Source organism: Bradyrhizobium sp. LTSP857 (genome assembly GCF_000938285.1).
GTDB lineage: Bacteria > Pseudomonadota > Alphaproteobacteria > Rhizobiales > Xanthobacteraceae > Bradyrhizobium.
Genome location: NZ_JYMS01000010.1, coordinates 83,624 through 109,235, shown reverse-complemented (window position 1 = coordinate 109,235; position 25,612 = coordinate 83,624). Strand labels below are relative to the sequence as shown.

18 protein-coding genes are annotated in these 25,612 nt (G+C 63.3%); 5 read left to right on the top strand and 13 right to left on the bottom strand.

From position 1 onward, the window contains the following. Nucleotides 1-80 precede the first annotated feature (80 nt). The gene (gene gspD, locus UP06_RS06220; RefSeq protein ID WP_082081272.1) at nucleotides 81-2,465 is read left to right on the top strand and encodes a type II secretion system secretin GspD; all 2,385 of its coding nucleotides are present in this window, start codon (nucleotides 81-83) and stop codon (nucleotides 2,463-2,465) included. A gap of 106 nt (nucleotides 2,466-2,571) precedes the next feature. Next, the gene (locus UP06_RS06215; protein ID WP_045001399.1) at nucleotides 2,572-3,168 is read left to right on the top strand and encodes a prepilin peptidase; all 597 of its coding nucleotides are present in this window, start codon (nucleotides 2,572-2,574) and stop codon (nucleotides 3,166-3,168) included. 135 nt (nucleotides 3,169-3,303) lie between these two features. Here the strand turns inward: UP06_RS06215 and UP06_RS06210 are convergent, their stop codons facing one another. From UP06_RS06210 to UP06_RS39655, 4 genes are all read right to left on the bottom strand, one after another. Continuing rightward, complete coding sequence (locus UP06_RS06210; RefSeq protein ID WP_082081270.1) at nucleotides 3,304-3,864, bottom strand: tetratricopeptide repeat protein; 561 nt, start codon at nucleotides 3,862-3,864, stop codon at nucleotides 3,304-3,306. A 123-nt stretch (nucleotides 3,865-3,987) separates the two neighbouring features. Further along, nucleotides 3,988-4,836, bottom strand: coding sequence for a right-handed parallel beta-helix repeat-containing protein (locus UP06_RS06205; protein ID WP_045001397.1), 849 nt, complete (start codon nucleotides 4,834-4,836; stop codon nucleotides 3,988-3,990). 70 nt (nucleotides 4,837-4,906) lie between these two features. Then, nucleotides 4,907-5,752: a right-handed parallel beta-helix repeat-containing protein gene (locus UP06_RS06200; protein ID WP_045001396.1), complete on the bottom strand. Its 846-nt coding sequence runs from the start codon at nucleotides 5,750-5,752 to the stop codon at nucleotides 4,907-4,909. 465 nt (nucleotides 5,753-6,217) lie between these two features. Next, the gene (locus tag UP06_RS39655; protein WP_245305415.1) at nucleotides 6,218-9,136 is read right to left on the bottom strand and encodes a M10 family metallopeptidase C-terminal domain-containing protein; all 2,919 of its coding nucleotides are present in this window, start codon (nucleotides 9,134-9,136) and stop codon (nucleotides 6,218-6,220) included. A 198-nt stretch (nucleotides 9,137-9,334) separates the two neighbouring features. Between UP06_RS39655 and UP06_RS06190 the strand changes: the two genes are divergently transcribed. Continuing rightward, nucleotides 9,335-9,637 carry a hypothetical protein gene (locus UP06_RS06190; RefSeq protein ID WP_045001395.1) on the top strand — a complete coding sequence of 101 codons (303 nt, stop codon included), beginning with the start codon at nucleotides 9,335-9,337 and terminating at the stop codon, nucleotides 9,635-9,637. 130 nt (nucleotides 9,638-9,767) lie between these two features. Next, a complete protein-coding gene (locus tag UP06_RS06185; RefSeq protein WP_045001394.1) occupies nucleotides 9,768-10,961 on the top strand; it encodes a CaiB/BaiF CoA transferase family protein in 1,194 nt (397 codons plus the stop codon). Nucleotides 10,962-11,051: 90 nt separating this feature from the next. Here UP06_RS06185 and UP06_RS06180 read toward each other — a convergent pair whose 3' ends face one another. From UP06_RS06180 to UP06_RS06140, 9 genes are all read right to left on the bottom strand, one after another. Continuing rightward, nucleotides 11,052-11,921, bottom strand: a complete 870-nt coding sequence (locus tag UP06_RS06180) for an outer membrane protein (RefSeq protein WP_045001392.1) — start codon at nucleotides 11,919-11,921, stop codon at nucleotides 11,052-11,054. A 164-nt stretch (nucleotides 11,922-12,085) separates the two neighbouring features. After that, entirely contained in the window at nucleotides 12,086-13,603 is a 1,518-nt protein-coding gene (locus tag UP06_RS06175; RefSeq protein WP_045001391.1) for a tripartite tricarboxylate transporter permease, read from the bottom strand. Nucleotides 13,604-13,614: 11 nt separating this feature from the next. Continuing rightward, on the bottom strand, nucleotides 13,615-14,157 hold the full coding sequence (locus UP06_RS06170) for a tripartite tricarboxylate transporter TctB family protein (RefSeq protein WP_045001389.1): 543 nt from the start codon (nucleotides 14,155-14,157) through the stop codon (nucleotides 13,615-13,617). A 175-nt stretch (nucleotides 14,158-14,332) separates the two neighbouring features. Then, entirely contained in the window at nucleotides 14,333-15,307 is a 975-nt protein-coding gene (locus UP06_RS06165; RefSeq protein WP_045001388.1) for a Bug family tripartite tricarboxylate transporter substrate binding protein, read from the bottom strand. 239 nt (nucleotides 15,308-15,546) lie between these two features. Next, a complete protein-coding gene (locus UP06_RS06160) occupies nucleotides 15,547-19,464 on the bottom strand; it encodes a beta strand repeat-containing protein (protein WP_045001387.1) in 3,918 nt (1,305 codons plus the stop codon). Between the two features lie 519 nt (nucleotides 19,465-19,983). Beyond that, nucleotides 19,984-20,781: an enoyl-CoA hydratase/isomerase family protein gene (locus UP06_RS06155; protein ID WP_045001386.1), complete on the bottom strand. Its 798-nt coding sequence runs from the start codon at nucleotides 20,779-20,781 to the stop codon at nucleotides 19,984-19,986. A gap of 24 nt (nucleotides 20,782-20,805) precedes the next feature. Then, nucleotides 20,806-22,005, bottom strand: coding sequence for a pyridoxal-phosphate-dependent aminotransferase family protein (locus tag UP06_RS06150; protein WP_045001385.1), 1,200 nt, complete (start codon nucleotides 22,003-22,005; stop codon nucleotides 20,806-20,808). Nucleotides 22,006-22,123: 118 nt separating this feature from the next. After that, the gene (locus tag UP06_RS06145; protein WP_045001384.1) at nucleotides 22,124-23,407 is read right to left on the bottom strand and encodes an MFS transporter; all 1,284 of its coding nucleotides are present in this window, start codon (nucleotides 23,405-23,407) and stop codon (nucleotides 22,124-22,126) included. A gap of 58 nt (nucleotides 23,408-23,465) precedes the next feature. Beyond that, nucleotides 23,466-24,668, bottom strand: a complete 1,203-nt coding sequence (locus tag UP06_RS06140) for a pyridoxal-phosphate-dependent aminotransferase family protein (protein ID WP_045001383.1) — start codon at nucleotides 24,666-24,668, stop codon at nucleotides 23,466-23,468. Between the two features lie 133 nt (nucleotides 24,669-24,801). Between UP06_RS06140 and UP06_RS06135 the strand changes: the two genes are divergently transcribed. Further along, nucleotides 24,802-25,539 (top strand): GntR family transcriptional regulator, encoded by a 738-nt coding sequence (locus UP06_RS06135; protein WP_045001382.1) that lies wholly within the window; start codon nucleotides 24,802-24,804, stop codon nucleotides 25,537-25,539. Nucleotides 25,540-25,612: the final 73 nt, after the last annotated feature.

Sequence of the window (25,612 nt, the reverse complement as noted above, 5' to 3'; positions counted from 1 at the left end):
GTCCTTTACCCTTGACTTATTTCTTAGCAAAAACATAATCGTGGCGCAAATTATTGCGCGTCCGAACCAAGGGGGATCGGATGCCTTTTTCTCGCAGCGTTGGTGGGCGTATTTTGTTTAAAGTGGTCCAGCCGCTTTCGCGCCTGCGCTCAGCGTTGACTGGAACGCTTGTCCTTTGCTCGTCCGCCTTCCTGCTTGCCGCCTGCATCGTCACGGCTGATCAGTCGGTCGAAGCCGATCCGAAGGATCCGCGCGCGCAGGATATTGTCGACAAGATCCGCGGCCTCGACCTCCAACCGCGGCAACCTTCGGATGCCGGGGCAGGCGGCATCGGCCAGGCGAAATCGTCCAAGCCCGCGATCTATCTCAGCGATGGTGCAACGCCGCAAGGCGGCGCGCTTGCCGAGCGCGACGATGGCGGCGGCAGCGGCTACGACCTCAACTTCGAGAATGCGCCGGTGGCGACCGTCGCAAAGGTCATCCTTGGTGACGTACTAAACGTCGGCTACACGATCGATCCTCGCGTGCAGGGAACCGTGACCCTCGCCTCGGTGCGTCCAGTGCCCAAGGCGGACGCGATCTACGTGCTGGAGAATGCGCTGCGCATGTCTGGCGTGGCGCTGGTGCGCGACCGCACAGGCTATCGCCTGCTGCCGGCGCCGGAAGCAGGGCCCGGCAGCATCGACCGCTCGGCGAACGCCGCAGCCGGCCAGGGCATCACGGTGGTGCCGCTGCGCTATACCTCGGCCCAGAACATCTTCAAGCTGCTCGACGCCTTCGGCGTGAAGGCCTCGACCATGCGTCCCGACAGCGCGCGCAACACGCTGATCGTCAGCGGCAGCGGCAGCGACCGGGCAACCGCGGTCGACACCATCCTGTCCTTCGACGCCGACTGGATGCGTGGACAATCGGTCGGCATCTTTCCGGTGCGCAATTCCTCACCCGAGCCGGTTATCGCCGAGATCGAGAAGATCATGGATTCCGGCGAAGGGGGGATGGGGCAGAACGTGATCAAGCTCCAGCCGATCGCGCGGCTCAATTCGATCCTCGTGGTGAGCCAGAAGCCGGAATATCTGAAGCGCGCGCAGACCTGGATTGCGCGACTCGACCGTTCCGACACCGATGGCGTGAACCTGAAGTCCTATCCGCTGCGCTACGGCAATTCCAAGCTGGTCGTGGCGATGCTGAACGACATGCTGTTTAACCAGAGCGCGACAAGCAACACGTCGCTCGACAGCGCGTCAGGCCAGGTCGCGCCCGGTTCGGGGATCTCGACATCGACCTCCGGCAATCCGGTCGCCTCGCTGAGTGCAATGCCGACCGCCGCATCCGGCGCCACGACCCCGGTGACCGGAGCTCCGGGATCATCGTTCAGCGCCCGCCCCGCTCCGGCCGCGGCCGCAACACCTGCGCAGGACAACGGCAACGGACTATTGGGCAGCGGCAACGGCGCGAAGTCCGGCGTCAACGGCATCCTCCAGAACGTGCGGATCACCGCCGACGTCACCAACAATGCCGTTCTCGTCTATGCCAACCAGGAGGCGCAGCGCATTGTCGAGCAGACCGTCCGGCAGATCGACCGGCCGCAGCGCCAGATCGCGATCGAAGCGACGATCGCCGAGGTGACGCTGAACGACCAGTTGAACTACGGCGTGCAGTTCTTCCTGGCGAGCCAGAAGGGCTCTATCTCCAACACCATCTCGGGCGTCAGCAATGCCGCGACGGTTGGCAGCGGCTCCGTCGAAGCCGCGTCGAACGCCGTCAACGCCGCGTCCGGCGCGCTGCTCGGACGTGTCTTGCCAGGCTTCAACTTCCTGATCGGTTCCGAGAATTCGCCGCGCGTCATTCTCGACGCGCTGCACGGCGTCACCGACGTCAAGGTGCTGTCGAACCCGTCGCTGGTGGTGCTGGACAACCAGCCCGCGACCTTGCAGGTCGGTGACCAGGTGCCGTTCTCGACCGGTACCGCGACCGTGCTGACCGCCAACAACACAGTCGTCAACACCATCGACTACAAGAACACCGGCATCATCCTGCGCGTGCTGCCGCGCGCCAACGCCAACGGCAATGTCGTGCTCGACATCGAGCAGGAGATTTCGAGCGTGGCGGCCGGCACCGCCGCCGGATCGCTGACGCCGACGATCTCGCAGCGCCGGGTCAAGAGCTCGATTGCGGTGACCAGCGGCCAGACCGTGCTGCTCGCCGGCCTGATCAGCGAGACCGAGAACAAGCAGCGCCAGGGCCTGCCGATCCTGGATTCCATTCCCGGCGTGGGCGACGCCTTCTCGCACCAGACCACCGCGCGCGCACGTACCGAGCTGATCCTGTTCATCCGCCCGACCGTCATCAAGGACGGCGTCGATGCGCGTGCCGTCGCCGAGGAGATGCGCAGCAAGATGAACGGCCGCCTGGTCGGGACCAGCAATCCCGTGGTTACCGTCAGCCCGCCCAAGGTGGCGCGCTAGAGCGTTTTCGAGCGAAGTGGATACCGGTTCGCGTGAAGAGAACGCGTCAAAACAAGAATCCAGAGCCCCGTTCCGATTCCATCGCAACGGAAACGGTTCTAGGCGCGTGACGGACGAAGCTTCGTATGACGGACCACGCGCGCCCCTGGTCTTGAGCCTCGCGCTGCTCGTCGGCGTCTTCGCAAGCCTCGTCACGGCCCCCGGGGCGGAAGGCCTCTACGGCGCGTTCCTCGCCACCCTGATGCTCGCCATCGCCGCGAAGGACGCTCGCCACTATCTGATCCCGAACGAACTGACGGGCGCAGCTTTCGCGCTTGCCCTGCTCCGCGCCGCCGCGTTCGTGCCGGATGCAGGCCTCGAGGCGCTGCTCTGGCCGGTGGCGCGGGCTGCGGCCATAGCGCTTCCGCTGCTGCTCCTGATGGCTCTGTACCGGCGCTGGCGCGGCCGCGACGGGCTAGGACTCGGCGACGTCAAGCTCGCGGCCGTCTGCGGCGCCTGGCTCGATCTTGTGACGGTGGCCGCGGTGATCGAGCTCGCAGCACTGCTCGCAATCGGCGCCTATGTCGTCAATGCTGCATTGCAAAGAAAGCCGCTGCGCGGGACCGCCTTCCTGCCGTTCGGGCTGTTCCTGGCGCCCACGATCTGGATCGGCTGGCTGGGCGAGACCTGGTACGTGAACTGGCTCGGCGGCTGGCCCGGCTAACGCGCGACAAGATCAGGATGAATCGTCGTCGCGGCGCATGCGCGCGCCATCTCGCCGGCGGTCATCGTCTACTGTGCATGGGGTTGTTTTCGACTTTTTTGTCGGACCGGGCCTGGAACCTCGACGGTCGAGGAGTCAGTGCTCGCGGCTCGGCGCCCATTCCAGCGCCCGCAGGCGGGCCTGGGCGATCTCCCCGCGCGTCATCTTGGTGGTGACGACGTCGCGGATCCGAGCCCGCGCCTCGCGCACCCGGGGCGGGGCGGCCGCTGTCGACAGGTTCAGCCATTTGGAGGCTTCGACGATGTCCTGCGGCACGCCCTGGCCGCGGTCGTAGAGCAGCCCGAGCGAATATTGGGCCCGGCTGTCGCCCTGCTCCGCCGCCCGGCGGTACCACATCGCGGCTTCGGTGTAGTTCTGCGGCACGCCGCGGCCGGTCTCGAACAGGAAGCCGAGATGGGACTGCGCAGCCGCATTGCCGCGCTCGGCGAGCGGAATGAAGATGCGGGACGCCGTCACATAGTCCTGCCGCTGGAAGGCGGAGAGGCCCTGGCCGAGGGATTGGGCGCGGGCCGGGATCGCGAGCGAGAGCATCAGGAGAATGGCGGCGCAGCCCCCCGTTCGTTGCGAAAAGCCGCGCACCCATCCCTGCGGTACCGCACGGCAAAACCCCGGATCGTGGCTATCGAGGGTCTCCATCCCATTCGCTCTCCCTGCATGCACGACCAGGTTAGTGCGTGGACATCGCAAAATCCATAGTGGATGCCGGGCACAAAAAAGCTCCGGGCGCGCCGCGCCCGGAGCTCATCCATTAAACCAAACCTAGTGATAGCCGCCGGCAGTGCCCGGCGTCGTGTCCGGATTGTTGCCGTTGATCTGGTTGTCCAAATACGACAGCACGCTGCCGGTGGTGGCTGATCCCAGATTGTTGACGATCATCGACCGACCGATGCGCGCCGACGCGGAACCGCTTAGGGCGAAGCCCGTGCCGAGGTTCTCCGAGATATTGCTGTTGTTGACCTGCACGTTCGACGTTCCCAGCACGTTCAGACCGACGAAATTGTTGTGGATCGCGGTGTTGTTGATCGTGGCTCGGGCGCTGCCGCCATTGGTGTTGATCTGAACGCCGGCGCCGCCGCTCGCTGTACCGTTATGCGAGATGACGCTGTCGCGGATCAGGAGCATCGAATTGAAATTCGATGGGTTGGCGGAGATGCCGATGGCGGCTCCACCGTTGAAGTCCCTGATGTTGCAGTGCTCGATGATTACCGAGGCCGCCTGAATGATGTTGATGCCGATGAGCCCGGTCCCAAACCCCTCGATGTCCAAGCCCCTCAGAACGATGTGATCCGTCGCAGCCGCATTGATGTTGAAGCCGTTGGTGCCGGCCGCCAGCACACCACCGATGACGCCTTCGCAGTAGATCGAGATCGCCTTGGTGATGGTCAGAGTGCCGAAGCCACCGGGATCGAGACAGTTGATCTCGCCGCCGGCCGCGGTCTTAGAGATCGCACCGGCAAAGGTCTTGCACGGCGCGGTGCGACTGCACGGATTGACGTCGTCACCGACGCCGGAAACCCAGGTTCTCGTCGCCTGGGCGTGAGCCGGCTGCGACACAACGAACGGTAAGAGCAATCCCGCCATAAGAGCCCATAGAGCAATACGACGCATTTCAACCTCCAAATTGAACTAAAAAATTCACCCTGTTGTCATGCCGGAAGATTCTCGAGAAGCACAGGACCTAGTGGTAGCCTCCTGCTGTTCCCGGCGTGGTATCCGGATTGTTGCCGTTGATCTGGTTGTCCAGATACGACAGCACGCTGCCGGTGGTGGCCGAGCCGAGATTGTTGGCAATCACTGAACGTCCGATGCGCGCAGACGCAACACCGCTCAGGGCGAAGCCGGTGCCGAGGTTCTCCGAGATATTGCTGTTGTTGACCTGCACGTTCGACGTTCCCAGTACGTTCAGACCGACGAAATTGTTGTGGATCGCGGTGTTGTTGATCGTGACTCGAGCGCTGCCGCCGTTGGTGTTGATCTGAACGCCGGCGCCGCCACTCGCTGTACCGTTATGCGAGATGACGCAATCGCGGATCAGGAGCATCGAATTGAAGTTCGACGGGTTGGCGGAGATGCCGATGGCGGACCCACCGTTGAAGTCCCTGATGTTGCAGTGCTCGATGATCACCGAGGCCGCCTGAGTGATGTTGACACCGATAAGCCCCGTACCAAACCCCTCGATGTCCAGGCCTCTCAGAACGATGTGGTCGGTTGCCGCCGCGCTGATGTTGATTCCGTTGGTGCCGGCCGCCAGGATACCGCCGACGACGCCTTCGCAATAGATCGAGATCGCCTTGGTGATAGTCACGGTGCCGAAGCCGCCAGAATCGAGACAGTTGATCTCGCCGCCCGCCGCCGTCTTTGAGATCGCACCGGGAAAGGTCTTGCAGGGCGCAGTGCGGCTGCACGGGTTGGCGTCGTCGCCGACACCGGAAACCCAGGTTCTCGACGCCTGCGCGTGAGCCGGTCGCGATGCGATCAATGGTACGAACAATCCCGCGAGGGCCCAAAGTACAATTCGACGCATGTCTTCCTCCCAAGAGCTGAGATTCTCAGCTTGCTGCCACGCACAAGTGCTCGCTGCCGCAGGCGCATGGCCTTACGACATCACTTTCCACATTTCGCTGGAACTTCCCGCGCCGCTTTCGGCGCTCGCAAATAACGCTCTAGTTTTCAAAATTTGGGGAACGCAAGGCTACGGGAAATGGAAATAGGCTATTTTGGCGTTCACACCACGCAACTGTTGCGCGACGGAATGCGGACTTTCTAGTGGTCGCCCCGGATCGAGCAAGGTTCAATCTGACGTAATTTTTTGTTTCCGGAACTTGTCCTGGGCCTCGAAAAATATACTCCATCGAGGCTGTCGTTCTCGGTCAGGGCCAGCGAACCGTACACACGGCGGGCATGTCCCCACAATTCGGGACACTACACGTAAGCTGTGACAGAAATGATCATCTAGACTGCGTCGTTTCGACGCGACAGGGCGCACGCCTCAGCCGAGCATGAAACCAGTGCTGTGCAGATTGTGATGAATATCCGCTGGATCGTGTATCACGGCCGTGTCGTGGCTCGCCGCCGCCCCGGCGAACGCCGACTGCCCCGACGCGGTCTGCGCGTTAGCTGGCGCGGGCATGAAGTCTGGGGCGTCGGCCGAGTTGGACGGTGACGCTCCGTCCTGGCCGAAATTGAACACAAAGCCTTCGCCGGCGATCGTGGACCCTGTAGTGGCCAGCGGCGCTGCACCCGTGGCGCCGTCGCCGTTGAGATCTTGGTGAAACACCGTCTCGTACGCCTTCACGGTGGGGTTCGTCCCCGCCAGATCGGACGTGAGGTTCGATAAAAAATTGCCGTTGGAATCAGTGCTCCAAAACGAATAGAGCCCGCTCGACGAATTCTTCCACGCGATGTCATAGCCACCGCCGCTGACCTGCTCGGCGCCGATGGGCGCCCAGGCCCCGTATTGGCCAGCCGTGATCGCGTCCCCCGAAGATTTCAGCGTCGGCCCAGTGCCTGTACTGATATTGTTGAGATGGTAGGTGGCGCCAACCTCGACCAAGCTGGTCGAACCGGCTGACTCGATCGTAGAGCTGGGGGGGCCGATCGTGCCGTCGCCGTTGATATCCTGATGGAAGATCGTCTCCATCGACTGCACGGTGGCGCTGTTGCCAAGTACTTCAGGCGTGATAACGGCCAGATAGTTGCCGTTGGAGTCCGTGCTCCAGAACGAGAAGTGTCCGTTGGAGGAGTTCTTCCAGACGATGTCGTAACCGCCGCCCGTGACCTGCTCGGCACCGACTGGCGCCCAAACGCCGTAATTGCCGGCCTCCACGGCTGAACCACCGGACATCAGCACGGGTCCGGTCCCGCTGCTGATGCTGTTCAGGTGGTAGTTGGAACCGACCTGAACCAGGCTGGTCGACCCAGCCGCCTCGATGATGGTCGTGGGAATGCCGATCGTACCGTCACCGTTGAAATCCTGATGGAATGTCGTCTCGAGCGTTTCCACAGTCGTGCTGACGCCCTGGAGGTCCGAGGTGAGGTTCGACGTGTAGTTGCCGTTGGAGTCCGTGCTCCAGAACGAGAACAGCCCGGTCGTCGCATTCTTCCAGGCGATGTCGTAACCGCTCGTGACCTGCTCGGCACCGACGGGCGCCCAAACGCCGTAATTGCCGGCCTCTACGGGCGAACCGCCGGATTTCAGCACGGGTCCCGTCCCGGTGGTGTTGTCGTGCAGCTCATAGGTGGTTCCCACCTGCACCAAGCTGATCGAGCCCACCGTTTCGATCGTCGTCACAGGAATGCCGATGACGCCGTCGCCGTTGAGATCCTGATGGAAGATCGTCTCGTAGGACCCCACCGTCGGGCTGTTGCCCGGCAGATCGGTTGTAAGGTTGGACGTGAAGTCGGCGTTGGTGTCCGTGCTCCAGAACGAGTAGAGGCCGCTCGCTGAATTCTTCCAGGCGATATCGTAACCGCCAGTAACCGCCTCGGCGCCGATCGGCGCCCAGGCGCCATAGGCGCCGACCGCAACCGGCGCGCCTCCTGACATCAGGATGAGCCCGCCGACGCCGAGGAAATAGAAACTGGTGCCTTGAAGCAGTGAGGTCGCGCCCGCGGATTCGATCAAATAAGGACCGCTGTTGGCAAGTACCGCGAGGGCGACCGTCTGATCGGCGAATTGGAAGGACTCAACACCCGTGACGGTATCGGTTCCGTCAGGCGAGCCGCCGCGCTCATCCGTGAGGGTAAAGGTCTGGGTCGTCGCGTTGTAGGAGACCAGATAGCTGCTGCGGTTGCCCGAATACACCGCCGCATCCGTGCCGGCGCCACCGATGATGGTGTCGTTGCCGCCGCCGCCGGTGATCGTATCGTTGCCGGCGCCGCCGTTCAGCACGTTGGCGATGGCGTTGCCGAGGATCGTGTCGTTGCCTGAGCCGCCGGTGGCGTTGTCGATGTAGGAGCGCGCGTCACCGTTGTAGAGATAGGCGTTGTAGACATTGCCGGACGCGTAGTGGCCGTTGCCGAGATTGGCCAGTTGCACGGTGGAGAACACCGACGACGCACCGGGATTGAGATTGATGCTCAGATTCGTCGTGTAGTTCGACAAGTCGTAGGTATCGACGCCACCGCCGTCCCAGACCGTCTCGTAGATGCGGTTGGCCGAGCCGCCGGCTCCGCCGCCCGGAGCGAGCTGCGCGACGCCGTTGATGAACTCCTGCCCTGTCGTGGGGCTCCAGGTGTAGACGGTGGCACCGCTCTGGGTGTTGTAGTCCGCGCCGTAGAGCGTCTGGAGCGCGAGGATATCGTTGGCCATGTAGGTCTGCGGATATCCGTAGGCCTCATTGGTGTAGCCGCTCGTCGTCGAAGCACCGACATAGCTGCGGTAGCTCATGACGGTGTATTCGCTGTCGTCATGCGCGCTCGGCACCGCGACGTTGGCGACGCCGCCCGTCTCCTGGCTGTGCTTGAGGCCGAAAGCGTGGCCGAGCTCGTGCAGCGCGGTCGTGAAATAGTAGTTGCCTAGCTGCGCCTGCGTGTAGTCGTAGTGCGTGCCGAACCACACGTCGCCGCCGGACGCGTAGTTGCCGGGGTAATAGGCGTAGGAGGTCGGATTGGCCGCCGGCGACTGCGCGACCATGATGTCGGCGCTTCCCGAACCGTTATAGGTGATGCTGGCGTTGGTGTAGCTTTCGATCAGCCCGATCGCGTAGTTGATCGCCGCCTGCATCTGGGTCGGCGCGGCCGAAAAGCCCGACGTCGTCGGCTCGCTGCTGCCGCCGGAATAGGGATTGGCGTAGGTGCTGGCGGACGTGGGAAAGCTATAGCTGATCGTGCCGGTCCATTTGTAGCCCGACAGCAGGCCGTCGATATCGGCGTTGTTGGTGGCACTGACGGTGACGGCGGTGGCCAAAGGAATCTCCCAAGCAGCAAGCCCCATTCGACTCGGGCGCTGGCCGCGTGATTCTAGCCAGAGAACTGTACGTTTCGTTTAAATCTCGCGGCCAGCCTGACCATTTCGTTATCTCGTGCTAGCAATCAATCCCGCAATCATACGGGCAGAGACAACGATGCCGGTTCCCGCTGTTCATCATGATTCGCAAGGGAAATCATGAAGCTACGCCCGCTCTCGGCCGGCCTGTTCAGCGCCCTGCTGGCGTTTTCCGGACTGGACCACCTGCTACTTGGAGAAGCCCCTGTCATGATCGGGAAAGCCAATGCGGATGACAATGGCAAGGCGCTGCGCGCGCCATCGGTTCCACCCGCCCGGGATCCCTCGGTAGCGGTTGCCGAGGAATATGAGCTCGCCCGTCAGAAGGGGACGCCGGAGGCGTTCGAGCTCTTCATCGCGCGCCACGGGGACGATCCGCTGGCCGAGAAGGCGCGTGCCGAGTTGAGGCGCCTGACGCGCTGATCCATTCACCGCAGCGAAGGCCGCGCGAGGCATTGCATTTTGGCAGGCGGCACCGGCGCCGGGCCCGACTTGCCGCATGATCTTTCGGCACTATGGTAGGGCCCGCAATCTGTCCCCGGAGCCAATCAAGATGCCCTTTCCGCATGCCTCGGAAGCCCTGTCGCGCTTCACCGTGCTCGATCTGACCCGCGTCCGCTCCGGGCCCACCTGCGTGCGGCAGTTGGCGGACTGGGGCGCCACCGTGATCAAGATCGACGCGCTGACCGAGGATTCCGGCGGCGAGCAGCCGGGCGGGCCGCGACGGGGATCCGATTTCCAGAACTTGCACCGCAATAAGCGGGCGATGACGCTGAACCTGAAGGACGAGCGCGGGCTTGCCGTGTTCAAGCGCCTCGCCGCCAAGGCCGACGTCGTGGTCGAGAATTTCCGGCCCGACGTGAAGAAGAAGCTCGGCATCGACTATGAGAGCCTGCGCGAGATCAATCCGCGCATCGTCTATGGCAGCATCTCCGGCTTCGGCCAGGACGGCCCCTATCACAAGCGCCCGGGCTTCGATCAGATCGCGCAGGGCATGGGCGGGCTGATGTCAATCACCGGCGCACCGGGCGAAGGTCCGATGCGGGTCGGCATTCCCGTTGCCGACCTCACAGCGGGCCTGTTCTGCGCCATGGGCATCCTCACAGCTCTGCTCGAACGTGAGGTCTCGGGCAAAGGCCAGTGGGTGCAGACCTCGCTGTTGCAGGCGCAGATCTTCATGCTCGATTTCCAGGCCGCGCGCTGGCTGATGGAGAAGGAGGTCGCCAAGCAGGCCGGCAACAACCATCCGACCAGCATCCCGACCGGCGTGTTCAAGACCTCCGACGGCTACATCAACATCGCCACGACCGGCGGGCGGATCTGGGAACGCTGTGCGCAGGCGATTGGCGCCCCCGAACTCTACAGCCATCCCGATTATGCGACCGCGCCTGCGCGCTCCAAGAACCGCGACGCGCTCAACGCCAAGATCGAGGAACGCACCTTGACGAAGTCGACCGAGACCTGGGTCAGGGAGTTCAACGAGGCCGGCGTACCCTGCGGGCCGATCTATGCCATCGACCAGATGTTCGAGGACGCGCAGGTCAAGCATCTCGGCATCGCGCAGGACGTGCCGAACGACGAGGACCGCGACATCCGCCTGGTCGGCCAGCCCGTCACGCTGTCGCGCACGCCGAGCAAGATGGTGGCGCGCCCGCCGGAATTCGGCGAGCAGACCGACGAGGTGCTGAAGGAGTTCGGCTTCGGCGCCGACGAGATCGCGAAGCTGAGAGACGCGAAGGTCGTTTAAGCCGCCCACGGCACCGTGCGCAACAGGCGTCCAGAATGACAAAGCCCGGCGCGAGCCGGGCTTTGCCTCTTATTGACGCCTCTGTTGATTTTAGTACTTCGCGACCACAGGGCCAGCGAACTGATAGTTGATGCCGGCGCGCAGGATGTGGTCGGTGAAGCGCGACGACACGTTGGCGGCGATCGCCGAGGCCGGCGCCAGCGTGAACGGACCGGAGCCGAAGCGGCCGAGATCCATGTAGAGATATTCGAGCTTGGCGCTCCAGTTCTGGGTGATCTTGCCTTCGACGCCTGCGCCCACGGTCCAGCCGGCGCGCGTCGTCGAGTTCGAGCCGATCGAGGCGACCGCGACACCAGCGGGCGTGAAGCCGGTCATGGTGCCCGTGGTCTTGATCTCGCCGAAGGCCACGCCGCCGGTGCCGTAGAACAACACCTTCGGGGTCGCCAGGATGCCGACGCGGCCGCGGACGGTGCCGAACCACTGCAGCTTCTGGTCGACCGTCAGCGTAGTGCCGACGCCGGCGCCGGCCGGAAGGAAGGTCAGGCCGGGAAGACAGGGCCCGCCGGCAGGTGCGACGCCGCCGCAATTATAAACGGCGCGGCCCTTCTCGTCCGACCACTGAATGTCACCCTCGACGCCGAACACCCAGTTGGTGCTCTGCCAGTTGTAGCCGGCCTGTCCGCCGGCGATGCCGCCGTTCATGTCGAAAGAGGAGTTGGTGATGGAGCCGGCCGGCGGCGCGATCACGGCACCAGTCGCCGTGTTGTTGTAGGTGACGTCGGTGCGGGAACGGCCCCAGCTGTAGCCGCCATTGCCGCCGACATAGAAGCCCGTCCAGCTCCAGACCGGATCGACCATGACCGGTGCCTTGACGTAGGGTCTCGCCGCCAGGTCGGCAGCCAGTGCGCCCGTTGCGAACAGCGACATCGCCGCTGCCATTCCGATCACGATCCGCTTCATGGAATCCCCTCCGCACAATTTTGTGATCAAAATATACGCTGCTGCTTGCCCAACGGCTGTGCCGCAACAGCAACATTCAGAAACAATACCGCCGTCAGCAGCTCCAGGATCGGGGCACCGCCGGAAGATTACTCATTTGATCTCAATATGATAACCTAACAACCCTAGCGCGGCGCAGGCGTCGTCCGCTGCGTCCTTCCGACGCGGCCGAGCAGGCCATCGATCACCGGCCAGAAAAGCAGCAGGATCGCCAACGTCGTGATCGAGCCGACCAGACCGTTCGACCAAAACACCTTGAGGTCACCACCGGAGCCGATCATCGAGAGGCGGAAGGCATCCTCGGCGCGGTTGCCGAGCACGAGCGCCAGCGTGAACGGCGCAAGCGGAATGCCGATCTTCTTGAAGACATAGCCGACGACGCCAAAGCCCAGCATCAGCCAGATGTCGAACATCGCGTTCTGAATCGCATAGGCGCCGATCGCGCAGGACACCACGATCATCGGCGCCACCGCGGCAAACGGCACGCGCAGGATCGAGGCGAAGATTGGCACCGTCGTCAGCACCAGCACGAGACCGACGACATTGCCGAGATACATCGAGGCGATCAGGCCCCAGACGAAATCCTTGTGCTCGACGAACAGCAGCGGACCCGGATTGAGCCCCCACACCATCAAGCCGCCGAGCAGGATCGCCGCGGTACCGGAGCCGGGAATGCCGAGCGCCAGCATCGGCAGCAGCGCCGCAGTGCCGGAGGCATGCGCCGCCGTTTCCGGTGCGAACACGCCCTCGATGCGGCCCTTGCCAAAGCTCTCCGGATCCTTGGAGAAGCGCTTGGCGAGATTGTAACCCATGAAGGACGCCGCGATCGCGCCGCCCGGGGTGATGCCGAGCCAGCAGCCGATGAAGGAGGAACGCAGCAGCGTCACCCAGTATTTCGGCAGGTCCTTCCACACGCTGAGCACGACGCGGAGCGAAATGCTCGCCGCGTGGCCGCGCAGCGCCAGGCGCTCCTCCATCGTCAGCAGGATTTCGCTGATGCCGAACAGGCCGATGACGGCGACGAGGAAGTTGATGCCGCGCAGAAGCTCGGACGAGCCGAAGGTCATGCGCAACTGGCCCGACACCGTGTCCATGCCGACGCCGGCGAGCAGAAGCCCCAGCGACATCGAGATAACCGTCTTGTGCTTGGCCTCGCGCCCGAGACCAACAAAGGAGCAGAAGGTCAACAGATATACTGCGAAGAACTCGGGCGGCCCGAACTTCAGTGCAAAGGACGAGATCATCGGCGCGAGGAAGGTGATGAGCAGCACCGCGACCAGCGAGCCGATGAAGGAGGACGTGAACGCCGCGGTCAGCGCTTCCGCCGCCCTGCCCTGCTGCGCCATCGGATAGCCGTCGAACGTGGTGGCGACCGACCAGGCTTCGCCGGGGATATTAAACAGGATTGAGGTGATGGCGCCGCCGAACAGCGCGCCCCAATAGATGCAGGACAGCATCACGATCGCCGAGGTCGGATCCATCGTGAAGGTCAGCGGCAGCAGGATCGCCACGCCGTTGGGGCCGCCGAGGCCGGGCAGCACGCCGACGAAGATGCCGAGCACCAGCCCGACCATCATCAGCGCGAGCGTCTTCCACGTGAGCAGAACGGCGAAGCCGTGAAGCAATAGACCAAACGCTTCCATCGCAATCCGCCCTAGTAGCCGAAGGCCGCTTCGAGCGGCCCTTTCGGCATGATGACGTCGAAGGCGATATCGAAGGTGACGAACATGATCGCCGTGAACAGGAAGGCGGTGAGCAGCGACTTCCACGGCGCGATCTTGCCGATCAGGCGCATGAAGCCCGCGATCAGGAGGAAGCTTGCAACATAAAGGCCGAGGAACTGTGTCACCAGGCAGAACAACAGCGTCGGCACGAACACCGCCATCACGCGGCGCGCCTGCGCGCGCGTGACGAAGGTCTCGGATGTGGCGCGGCGCGCCAGCAGCACTGCGATCAGGCCATAGAGGCTCGCGCCGCCGAGGATGATGGAGAGATAGAACGGGAAATAGCCGGGCTCGGGCCCGGTCGAATCCCAGGAGGCGCCGGCGCGCCAATTGTCGTAGCCGAGGATTGCGGCCAGCGCGAGCAGCAGGAGGCAGACGATCATTTCGACGCTGCCGGAGTTCGCCACAGAGGGCGAGTCCTCTTCAGGCGCGGTCGGATCGTCGACGACGATTTCAGAATCGGTTTGGGACATGGGTGAACAACAAGGCTCTGGCCAATCCCCTCGCCCCGCTTGCGGGGAAAGGGTTAGGGTGAGGGGGAGTCTCCACGAGTACGGTGAAAGCTGGACTCGTGGAGAGTCCCCCTCACCGCATCGTATCTACGATGCAATGCGACCTCTCCCCGCAAGCGGGGCGAGGTGAAGACGGCTACTTCGCGACGAATCCGGCTTCGGTCATCAGCGACTTGTTCTGCGCATCGTCCTCCTCGAGGAATTGCACCATGTCCTTGCCGGTGAGGAAGATCGGCTTCAACGCCTGCTTTTCCATATAGTCCCTGTACTCCGTGGTCTGCGTCACCTTATGGAACAGCTCGACATAGAACGCCTGCTGTTCCGGCGTGACCTTGCCGGGCAGGAACATCGCACGCAGCATCAGATACTGCACGTCGACGCCCTCCTCCTTGCAAGTCGGGATATCGGCCCAGGATTGCGTGTCCGTCACCTTGCTGGTGTAGGAGATGCGCTCCTTGTCGAACACGCAGAGTGGACGCACCTGGCCGGCGCGCCAGACTTCGAGATTTTCGCTCGGATTGTTGACGTTCGATTCGGTGTGGTTGCCGACCAGCTGGGTTGCGGCCTCGCCGCCGGACTTGTAGGGCAGATAGGAGAATTTCGCGCCGGTCTTCTGCTCGAGGAAGACGGTCAGCACGTGATCCTCGCGCTTGGAGCCGGTGCCGCCCATCTTGAACGGGGCGCTCGCCGCCTTCGCGGCTCCGACGAATTCCTTCACCGTCTTGGGGCCGGCGCTGTTGTCCCACAGCACGAACTGGTCGAGCGCGATCACCGAGACTGGCGTCAGCTCGCGCCAATTGAACGGAATCTTGGCCGACAGCGGTAGCATGTAGATCAGCGAATAGGCGATCAGCACCTTGTTCGGATCGCCCTCGCTGGACTTCATATACATCAGCGCTTCCGCGCCCGAAGCGCCGCCCTTGAGCGAGACTACGATCGGCTGCTTCATCAGATCGTTCTTCTGGATCGCGGCCTGCATCATCCGCGCCATCTGGTCGGAGGCACCGCCCGCGCCGGCCGCGACCACGATCTCGACGGGTTTGGTCGGTTCCCAGCCGGCGACCGCCGGTGCAACCCAAAGCGCGGCCGTCAGCGCCATCGCGGCCTTCATTCCATGTCCCACGCGCATCGTCCCCAATTCTTGCCTATGTTCTTGTTCCGATTGGCAATTCGCGAAAACCAAAGGCGGATTGCATTGTGCGGTCGAACGCCGGCCAGTTTCAAGCTGCCCAACGTCGCACCGCTTATGACTTTGGATTGAGATTGATTGCAAGCGCGGCCAGGCCCGCAAAAAAGCGCGGGCCCCTTGCGGAGCCCGCGCGCAGCTCGCAAAACCAGCGCGCCGATCGGCTATACCAGCAGGATGTCGTGCGGGTTGATCACCACGCCGGCCTGGACGGCCACGATCGCATGCGCCGATGCCTGGGTGCCGTCCGCGCTGAAATAAAGTGTCTGGTTGCCTGTGTCGAAGTGGAATTCGGCCGCGCCGGAGAAGGTATTGTCGGCCGAAGTCTCGAAGGTGGGTGTCACATCCATACCGGGCGTCAGGCCACCGCCGAAGCTGTTCGCGGAGATCGCGATGCGATGGTGCTGGCTCGTGTTGTTGAAGTCGGTAATCTGACTGATAGCCGTCGGTATCTGTTGGAACGCAAAGGTGTCATTGCCCCCGCCGCCGGACATGACGTTGCCGCTCGCGGTGCCGATCAGAACATCGTTGCCGGCGCCGCCGACGAGCTGCTCGGTGCCTTGGGTGGCGACCAGGACGCTGTCGCCACTTCCCGCCGTCAGTGTGCTCGCGGACGTCGCGTTGTTCACCACCGTGTCGGTTGCGGTATTGCCTGATGTCGTCATCCCGTCGGATGCGGCGTAGTTGAACGAACCGCCGAGCGTAGTGTCATCCGTGAAGAGAGCGTAGCCGAAAGCCAAGCTGGCGCTGCCTCCGGAGCTTCCCGTGACCGCGCCGAGCGAGAGTTGGTCCGTCGCGTCGGGATCGGTGTCGTTCAGCGCCAGCGCCCAGCCTGGAATCGCGACCGAGCCGCCAGCACCGACATCCGTGACCACGGTCTCGCCGACCGCGGTCGGTGCATCGTTGGTGCCGTTGAGCGTGACGGTGACGTCCTGCGTGACATTGCCGCCGTGACCGTCGTCGACCGTGACGAAATAGTCCTGGGTCAGCGTCTGGCCCTGCGCCAGGAACTGGATGTCGGCATTGTTCACTGTGTAATGCCAACCGACCGACCCCGCGCCGCCAGCCTCGCTGAGCGGATCAAGCGAGAACGTACCGACATAGCCGCTGCCGTTCGGCACGAAGCTCGCGCCATGCGTATCGCCGATCTCGGCGTCGGAGAACGAGATCGAGCCCGCAGTGGATTCGGTCGCGGGTCCCGTCGCCGGGCTGACATTGACGGAGTCGAGGATCATGCCATCGGAATCGTCGGCATAGGTGAACGACAACAATGACGACGACAGCGAGGCATCGCCGGCCACCTCGAAAGCATAGTGGTTAACGCCGGCCGGTACCTGACCGAGCGACAGGATCGTATTGCCATCCCACGACACCGAGAGCGGTGAGCTCGTGCCCTCGGGGTCACCGATGATGTCGAAGCTGACGAAATAATGCTGGCCGGGCGTAGTCGCGATGTTCTGCGACAACGTCTCCGGACTGCTCGTGGGCAGGAGCTCCGCCGAGTAGTGGCCGAAGCTGCCGCCGAGCTCGAGCTGCGCGACCTGGATGTGGCTGCCGCTCACGCTCCAATTGGCGAGCGTACCGGTCTCGAAGTCGCCGTTGAGGATTGACGGCGGACCGGCATCCTCGGTGACCGATCCGCTGAGATTGGCTGCGGTGACCAGAGGATTATCGTTGGCTCCGTCAATGTTGAAGGTCAGCGTGGTCGTGGCCTGGTGGCCCTGGCCGTCGTCGACGGTGTAAGTAAACTGGTCAGAGACATGGTCGCCGGCAAGCAGCGCGTCCACCGCCGAATTGGCGACATAGCCGTAGGAGCCGTCCGCGTTGAGCACCAGCGATCCGTAGGTGCCTGCCACGGAGTGGCCGACATTGGCGGCGCTGCCGTCGACCGCGGTGATGGTCCGCGGCGTGCTCAGGTCGACCGGCTGGGTGACGTCGAAAATAGCGCCGGTCGCGATCGGCGTGCCGGCGTCAGGGCCCGCGGTGTCGGGCGCAGCGACAGACACCGGCGCCAGGACCAGCGGATCGGCCGCACCGTTGATGGTAACGGTGACGGTCTGTGTCGAGCTGGTGTAACCGTCGGCAACGTTGACATCATATTGGACTGTCAGCGTTTCGCCGGCGCTGAGAAAATCGAGATCGGCGTCGGCAATGCTGAAGGTCCAGTCGATGCCGCCGTGGCCTGTGCCGGTCGAGTCATGCAGCACGGTCGAGAGTGCGCTCTGGAGATCCACCAGCGTCTGCCCCGGGACGGCGAAGGAATTGGCCGACCACACCGCAGAATCCAGCACTACGTTGACCGAATGCATATCGGACAGGTCGACGTCGGTGAAAGCGAGCGTTCCCGTCGGGACCGGGCTCGTGGTGTCCGGCGACTGCGATCCCGTCACGCCGGGCTGCTCGGCCAGCGAGGCCGCCTCGGGCCCGCTGGTGATCGCGACCGCATCATTGGCGCCGGTGATGACGACGGAGACGGTCTGCGTCGAGCTGGTCGAGCCGTCGGCGACCTTGATGTTGTAGTTGACCGTCAGCGTCTCGTTGGCCGCGAGATAGTCGAGGTCCTTGTCGGGGATTGCGAAATTCCAGTCGATGCTCCCGGTGCCGGTGCCCGTGGAATCGTGCAGGGTCGTCGTCAACGCCGCGGCGAGATCCGCCTGCGTCGCCGCCGGCGGCGTCGGCCCCGAGGTCGAGTCAAGCGTCGTCGTCACCGTATGCGTGTCGTTGGTGTCCTGATCGGTGAAGGCGAGCGTGCCCGCCGGAATTGTCGGCGTCGTGTCGGGTGTCGGTGAACCCGTGACAGCATCCTGCTCGGTCACAGTCGAGGATTCCGCGCCGCTCGTGATCACGACGGGGTGGTTGGAGCCGAGGATCGTGATGGTGACGTCCTGGGTGGTGGAACCGCCGTGACCATCGTCGACCGCAACGTGGTAGACGAGCTTGAGCGTCTCGCCGCCGTTGAGGAAATTGGCCGAGGAGTTGGGAAACGCGAAATTCCAGTCGATATCGCCGATGACATGCCCGGTCGAGTCATGGAGCGAGGTTCCGAACGCCGCCAGCAGTTGCGCATTCGTCAGGGGTATCGAACCGCCGCCCGAGCGGGTCGCCGTGACCGTGGTCGAAACGCTATGCACATCCGCCAGATCAATATCCGAGAACAACAGGCTGTCATGCGCGGTCAGATTGCCGGTCGGACTGACATTCTGATCCTCGACGAGAGCCGCCGATTCCGGGCATGACAGGAACACAGGCTTGTCGTTGGTGCCGACCACAGTGACCATGACTGTTTGCGTCGAGACGCCGCCGGCATGATCGTCGAGCTGGACAGTGTAGGTGATGTCGAGATGCTGGCCCGCCGCGAGGTAGTCGAAGGCGAGATCGGGCGCGGAGAAGGTGGTGTTGATGGTGCCGGTGCTGGAGCCGGAAGTCTTGACGACGTTGTCGACATGATAGAACGCCATCAGCTCGGCGTTGCCGAGCGACCCCGGCAGCAGGCCTGCGGTGGCACCGGAGGCGGATACGCCGATCACGGTCGCGGTATGGCCGGTATTGGTGAGATCGTCGTCGGTGAAGTTGAGCGCGACGTGAACCGTGTCAGGCGACAGCGACAGCGTCTGGTTCGCCTGCTCGGTGACGGTCGTCGTCGTCGCCATGTTGATCACCGGCTTGTCGTCGGTGCCGGTGATGGTGACCTTGACGGTCTGGATCGCGGTGCCGCCGTGATTGTCGGAGACCTTGATGTCGTAGGTCAGAACCAGCGTCTGGTTCTTGGCGAGGAAATCGAAATCGTCGTCCGCGTCGCTAAAATTCCATTTGAGCTGACCCGAGCCATTGTGATCACTGAGGATCTGCGACTGCATCGCAGTCTGGAAATGCGCAAGCGAGGACGCCGGGATGATCGTTCCGCTGGAGAGCACGGCGGAGTGCAATGTCGCCGCAGTCGTATGCGTGTCGCTGTGGTCGCTGTCGGTAAAGGTCATCGTCCCGGACAACGTGTGCAACGTCGTCGAATCGGTGGTGTTGGCGAGTTCGGTGAAGCTGCCCGTCGCGGATGAGGAAGTGAAAGCCGGCGTATGATTGGTCATGGAAAAATCCCTGCCTGCGTTTGCCATGGAGACGCCGCCACATGAGGACGCGGCGACGCGACTAATCGGTCTGAGAACTCAGACGTGACTCAACGGTCTTGGCTTAAGAAGCTTGCTAGGAGTCTTGGCTTGTTCGCGAGGTCGTGCCTGGCGTCGGGATGGTCAGCGGCAATGAAATTCTGGCGCGTCTCGCGTCGTCGAACGTACTTCGCTACTTTTTCAGTACAATGACTTCTGGTTGCAGTGTGATCAGCCAAAAACAGCTCAAAAAATGGCTGACCTATCGGCTCTGAAAACGCGAGCGATAGCGTGCAACCTCGGCGATCTTATTCCCGAGGTTGTCACGGCGTCAATGTGGACGCAAAGGCGCGCTCATCGCCGCGGTTCCATTCACGTGGAACCAATTGAAAGATTTACGACAACCCGGCGCGAGATGAGCGGCTGACGATTGATCTCAACCATCGTCTGGGGCCTCGCTGTCGCATCGAGACGATGCGAACGGCGCGCGAGGCGTGGGCGCTACTTGCCCTTCCAATTCGGCGTGCGCTTGTTGAGGAAGGCGTCCATGCCCTCGCGAAAATCTTCGCTCATATAGGCCTTGAGGATCAGGTCCTCGCCCTGTTCGCGGGATAGCGTGGGGCGGATGCGGCGCACCGCTTCCTTCGTCGTTTCGAGCGTCAGCGGAGCATGGCTCGCGACGAGCTTTGCAGTCTCCTCGGCGCGGCGTTGAAGTGTCTCGACGTCCGGCACGATCTCGCTGAGCAGCCCGAGGGCCAGGGCTTCCGGGGCCTCGACCAACCGCGCCTTGAAGATCATGTCCTTGGTGCGGGCCGGTCCGACCAGCGAGACGATGCGGCTGATATTCGACATCGACAGGCAATTGCCAAGCGTGCGCGCGATCGGGAAACCCATCCGCGTCGTCTCGGTGCCGATGCGGATGTCGCAGCATGCGGCGATGCCGGCGCCGCCGCCGGTGCAGGCCCCCGCGATTGCCGCGATCACGGGCACGCGACACTGCTCGAGCGTGCCGAGCACGCGGTCGATCCGTGCCTCGTAGTCGAGCGCATCCTGCGCGGTCTTGAACGCGCGGAACTGGGAAATGTCGGTGCCCGACGCAAATGCCTTGTCGCCGGCGCCGGTCAGGATCAGCGCCTTGATCGAGCGGTCGCCGTTGATCTCGGTGCAGATCTCCGCCATGCGATCATACATGGCGAAGGTCATGGCGTTGCGCGCCTGCGGGCGGTTGAAGGTGATCCGCGCGATGCCGTCCGTGACGGAGTAGAGCAGGTCTTCGTTGGTCGTCGTCGGTGCATTCATCGCGCGCTCACTTTCCAAGTTACTTCAAGCCACTTGTGCCTTGGCCATCGGCACCACGTCGCGTCCCTTCAGGACGTCCATGGCTGCCAACACACCGCCGCTCCTGTGCGGAATCATTGCAAGATCCAGGCCCATCTCGACGCCGGCGAGCGTGCCCATCAGCATCAGGTCGTTGAAATGGCCGATATGGCCGATGCGGAACACCTTGCCCTTGACCTTGTTCAGGCCAGTGCCGAGTGACATGTCGAAGTTGTCCAGCACCACCTTGCGGAAGGCATCGGCGTCGTGGCCCTCGGGCACGCGCACGCCGGTCAGCGCCGGCGAATGCGCAGCAGGATCGGCGCACTGCGTCTCCAGGCCCCAGACCTTGACCGCGGCGCGAGTCGCAGCGCTGTGACGCTTGTGGCGGGTCCACACGTTGTCGAGACCTTCCTCCTCCAGCATCTTGACCGCCTCGCGCAGGCCCATCAGCAGATTTGTGGCGGGCGTATAGGGGAAGGTGCCGAGCTTGTTGAAGCTGATGACCTCCTGCCAGTCCCAATAGGAGCGCATGCCCGGATTGGCATTGGCCACGGCGAGCGCCTTCTCCGAGACGGCATTGAAGCCGAGGCCCGGCGGCAGCATCAGGCCCTTCTGGGAGCCCGCGACCGAGACGTCGATGCCCCAGGCATCGTGTTCATATTCCATCGAGCCCAGGCCGGAGATGGTATCGACCATCAGCAGCGCTGGATGCTTGACGCGGTCGAGCAGCTTGCGCACCTCGAGCGGCGGCGTCACGCAGCCGGTCGAAGTCTCGTTGTGCACGACGCAGACCGCCTTGATCTTGTGCTGCTTGTCGGAGGCCAAGCGCTTCTCGATCTCGGCGAGGTCGGCGCCATGGCGCCAGTCGCTCGGGACGAAGTCGACGTCGAGCTTGAACTTCTCGGCGATGCCGCGCCACAGCACGGCGAACTGGCCGGTCTCGCACATCAAAACCTTGTCGCCGGGCGCGAGCACGTTGACCATCGCCGCTTCCCAGGCGCCGGTGCCGGACGAGGGGAAGATGATCACGGGCTGCTTGGTGCGGAACACGCGCTGCATCGAGGCCAGGACGGCAAAGCCGAGCTCGGCGAACTCCGCACCGCGATGGTCCAGCGTCGGCATGTCCATCGCCCGCAGCACCCGGTCAGGCACGTTGGTCGGTCCTGGAATCTGTAGGAAATGCCTTCCAGTATGCACGGTCATCGGCGTCCTTCCCGGTCTTGCCTTGATTTTGATGGCCGCCGAATAGCACCATTTGACCGGCTTGTCCCCTCTCCTTAGGGCGCCTCCCATGCATAACCGACGGACCTCCGCCGCCCCCCTACTCCGCGGCCACCACCCGTCCGGACGGCACCTGCCCCTCGACCTCCTCAAACGGACGTTCCGGGTGCATCAGGAAGGCGGAGAAGCCGCCGAGCAGCAGCAGCCCCATCGACATCAGGAACGGCAGGTACCAATTGCCGGTCGCGTCGATCACGAAGCCCGCAACGAGCGGGGACACGATCGCGGCGAAGGCCGACCCCGTGTTCATGAGTCCGGACGCGGTGCCGGAATGTTTCGGGGCAATGTCCATCGGGATCGACCACATCGGGCCGATCACCAATTCGGCACAGAAAAAGCCCGCCGACAGACACAAGGCAACCACGGTGATGTCGTGGACGAACAGGATCGGCAGCAGCGAGAGCAGTGCCCCCGCAAATCCCGCGACGGTGACGCTCAGCCGCGCCAGGCGGACATTACCGGTGCGGTCGAGGATCTTGTCCGACAGCACGCCGCCGACACTGTCGCCGACTACGCCGGCGAAGAAGACGCCCGAGGCGAACAACGCCGAATTCTTGATGTCGAGATTGTAGTTGTTCTTGAAGAACAGCGGCAGCCAGTTGAGGTACAGCCACAGGCTCCAGCCGTAGCAGAAATAGGTCAGCGTCACCGGCCACATCCGGCCGAATAGCGGCCCCCACGGCACCCGCGGCCGCTCGCCGGTCGGGCGCGGCGGCAGCGTCGCAAGCTCGGCTTCCGTGATGGAGGCGTGTTCTTTCGGCTCGTTGCGGAAGTACCAGACCCAGATCACGCCCCACACGAGGCTCACGAAGCCGAGCACGACGAACGACCCGCGCCAGGTCAGCCAGACGATCAGGAGCGCAACCACCGGCGGCGTTATCGCATTGCCCAGCCGGGCGAACGAATGCGTCAGCCCTTGCGCAAAACCGCGACGGTTCGCCGGCGTCCAATATTGCATCGCGCGCGTCGCAGTGGGAAACGTCGCGCCCTCGCCGAAGCCGAGCGCGAAGCGTGCGATGAACAGCGCGGTCAGACCGTGCACGAAGCCGGTCATGATGGTGGCGGCCGCCCAGATCATGCCGCACCAGAACAGCGTCTTGCGCGGGCCGAAATGATCGCCGACCCAGCCGCCGATCACCTGGAACAGCAGGTACGGATAAGCGAAGGCGGAGAAGACGAGGCCAAGCTGGGTGTTCGAGAGACCGAGCTCCTTCTGTATCTCGCTGGCCGCAGTGCCGATGTTCACCCGGTCGACATAGGTGATGAAGTACATCGCGCAGAGCATCGCCAGCACGACATGCGTGGCCTTGAACCGAACTCCCATCTCCACCCCTCCCGAATTGCTGTTGTTATGATTGCCGCTCGCGTGTGCCCTGCGCGATTTAAGTGCCGACCACTTTCAGATGCGGCGACGCATTGCCCTGCGGCCGCTGCTCCAAAAGCTTCATCGCGACGTCGACGCCGCCGGAGCGGTGCGGCACGCCGGCAACCGACAGACCCATCTCCACGCCGGTGAGTGCGCCAAGCAGCGTCAGCGCATTGCATTCACCGAGATGGCCGATGCGGAAGACTTTTCCGGCGACTTTCGACAGGCCCGAGCCGAGCGACATGTTGTAATTCTCGAGCACAATCTGCCGGAACTGATCTGCATCATGTCCCGGCGGCATCAGCACCGCGGTAAGCACCGGTGAGAATTCGGCCGGCTCCTGGCAGAGTACCTCGAGGCCCCAATGGTTGACGGCGGCGCGCGTTGCGGCAGCTAACCGCTGATGGCGCGCGAACACGTTGTCGAGGCCCTCTTCGAGCAGCATCGCGATCGCCTCGCGCAGGCCGTAGAGCAAATTGGTCGCCGGCGTGTAGGGGAAGAAGCCCTTGGCGTTGGGCTTGAGCATCTCCTCCCAGTCGAAATAGGAGCGCGGCATCTTGTTGGACTTGGACGCGGCGCGCGCCTTCTCCGAGATCGCGTTGAAGCCGAGACCGGGCGGCAGCATGAAACCCTTTTGCGAGCAGCTGACGCTGACATCGACCTTCCACTCGTCGTGGCGGTAGTCGACCGAGCCGAGCGAGGAGATGGTGTCGACCATCAACAGCGCCGGATGACCCGTGCGGTCGATCGCAGCGCGGATCTCGGCGATACGGCTGGTTGCACCTGTCGAGGTCTCGTTGTGCACGACCATGACGGCCTTGATCGTATGAGCCTTGTCCTCGGTGAGCCTCGCCTCGATCAATGCGGGATCGGCACCACGGCGCCAGTCGCCGGGCACGAAGTCGACTTCGATGCCAAAGCGGCCGGCCATCTGGCGCCACAGGGTGGCGAAATGGCCGGTCTCGACCATCAGCACCTTATCGCCCGGCGACAGCGTGTTGACGATGGCGGCCTCCCAGGCGCCCGTCCCCGACGAGGGGAAGATGATGACCGGACCCTTGGTCTGGAAAATTGTCTGGCTGCCTTCGAGCACGGTCCGGCCGAGTTCGCCGAATTCGGCGCTCCGGTGGTCGATCACCGGCATGTCCATGGCGCGCAACACCCGCTCGGGGACCGGGCTCGGACCCGGAATCTGAAGGAAATGGCGTCCCTGATTCATGAAAACCTCCCTGGCGGCGGATTCTGGCCGGCTCATTTGGCTATTTTGCATTCATTTTTTGTCATTTCAATCGAAATTTGGTATTCGATTGTGGACGTCGACGCGACCAACCGAGCAAACTACTGTGCTGCAAATGAAATCCACGATTCCCGACACCGGGGTTCCGATCGCCCCGCCGGCCAGCAATGGTGGCGACCGCGAGGCAGCCTCGCTTCATGGCGAGATTCTGCTGCGGCTGCGCGACTATGTCGTGGAAGGCAACATTCCCGACGGCGCGCGCGTTCCCGAACGCCAGCTCTGCGAGATGCTCGGCATTTCCCGCACACCGCTGCGCGAAGCCCTGAAAGTGCTCGCCGCCGAGGGGCTGATCGAGCTCCTGCCCAACCGCGGCGCGCGGGTACGCCAGCTCAGCCAGCGCGACCTCGAAGAGCTGTTCGACGTAATGGCCGGACTGGAAAGCCTGGCCGGTCGACTGGCCTGCGAAGCCATTACCGACGACGAAATCGCGGCGATCGAGCAGCTGCATTACGAGATGTACGGCCACTATCTGCATCGCGACATGCACGGCTATTTCCAGACCAACCAGCGCATCCACGAGAGCATCGTCACGGCCGCGCGCAACGAAACGCTGAAGACGGCCTACGCCAACTTTGCCGGCCGGATCCGCCGTGTCCGCTACTCCGCCAATTTCGCCCGCAAGCGGCAGCGCTGGGCGGAAGCGATGCGCGAGCACGAAGCCATCCTTGATGCGCTGCGCCGCCGCGCCGGCAGCGAACTGAGCGACATCCTGTTCCAGCATCTGCGCAACAAGCGGACGGCCGCGATCGAGCACCTGACCGAGCCCCAAGAGGACGCGCCAGCGTCACCCTGAGGTGGCCGGCTTGCTCATTTTGAATTCATAATATAATCGGTCAGAAACAAGAATGAATAATCCAGAGAGCGCA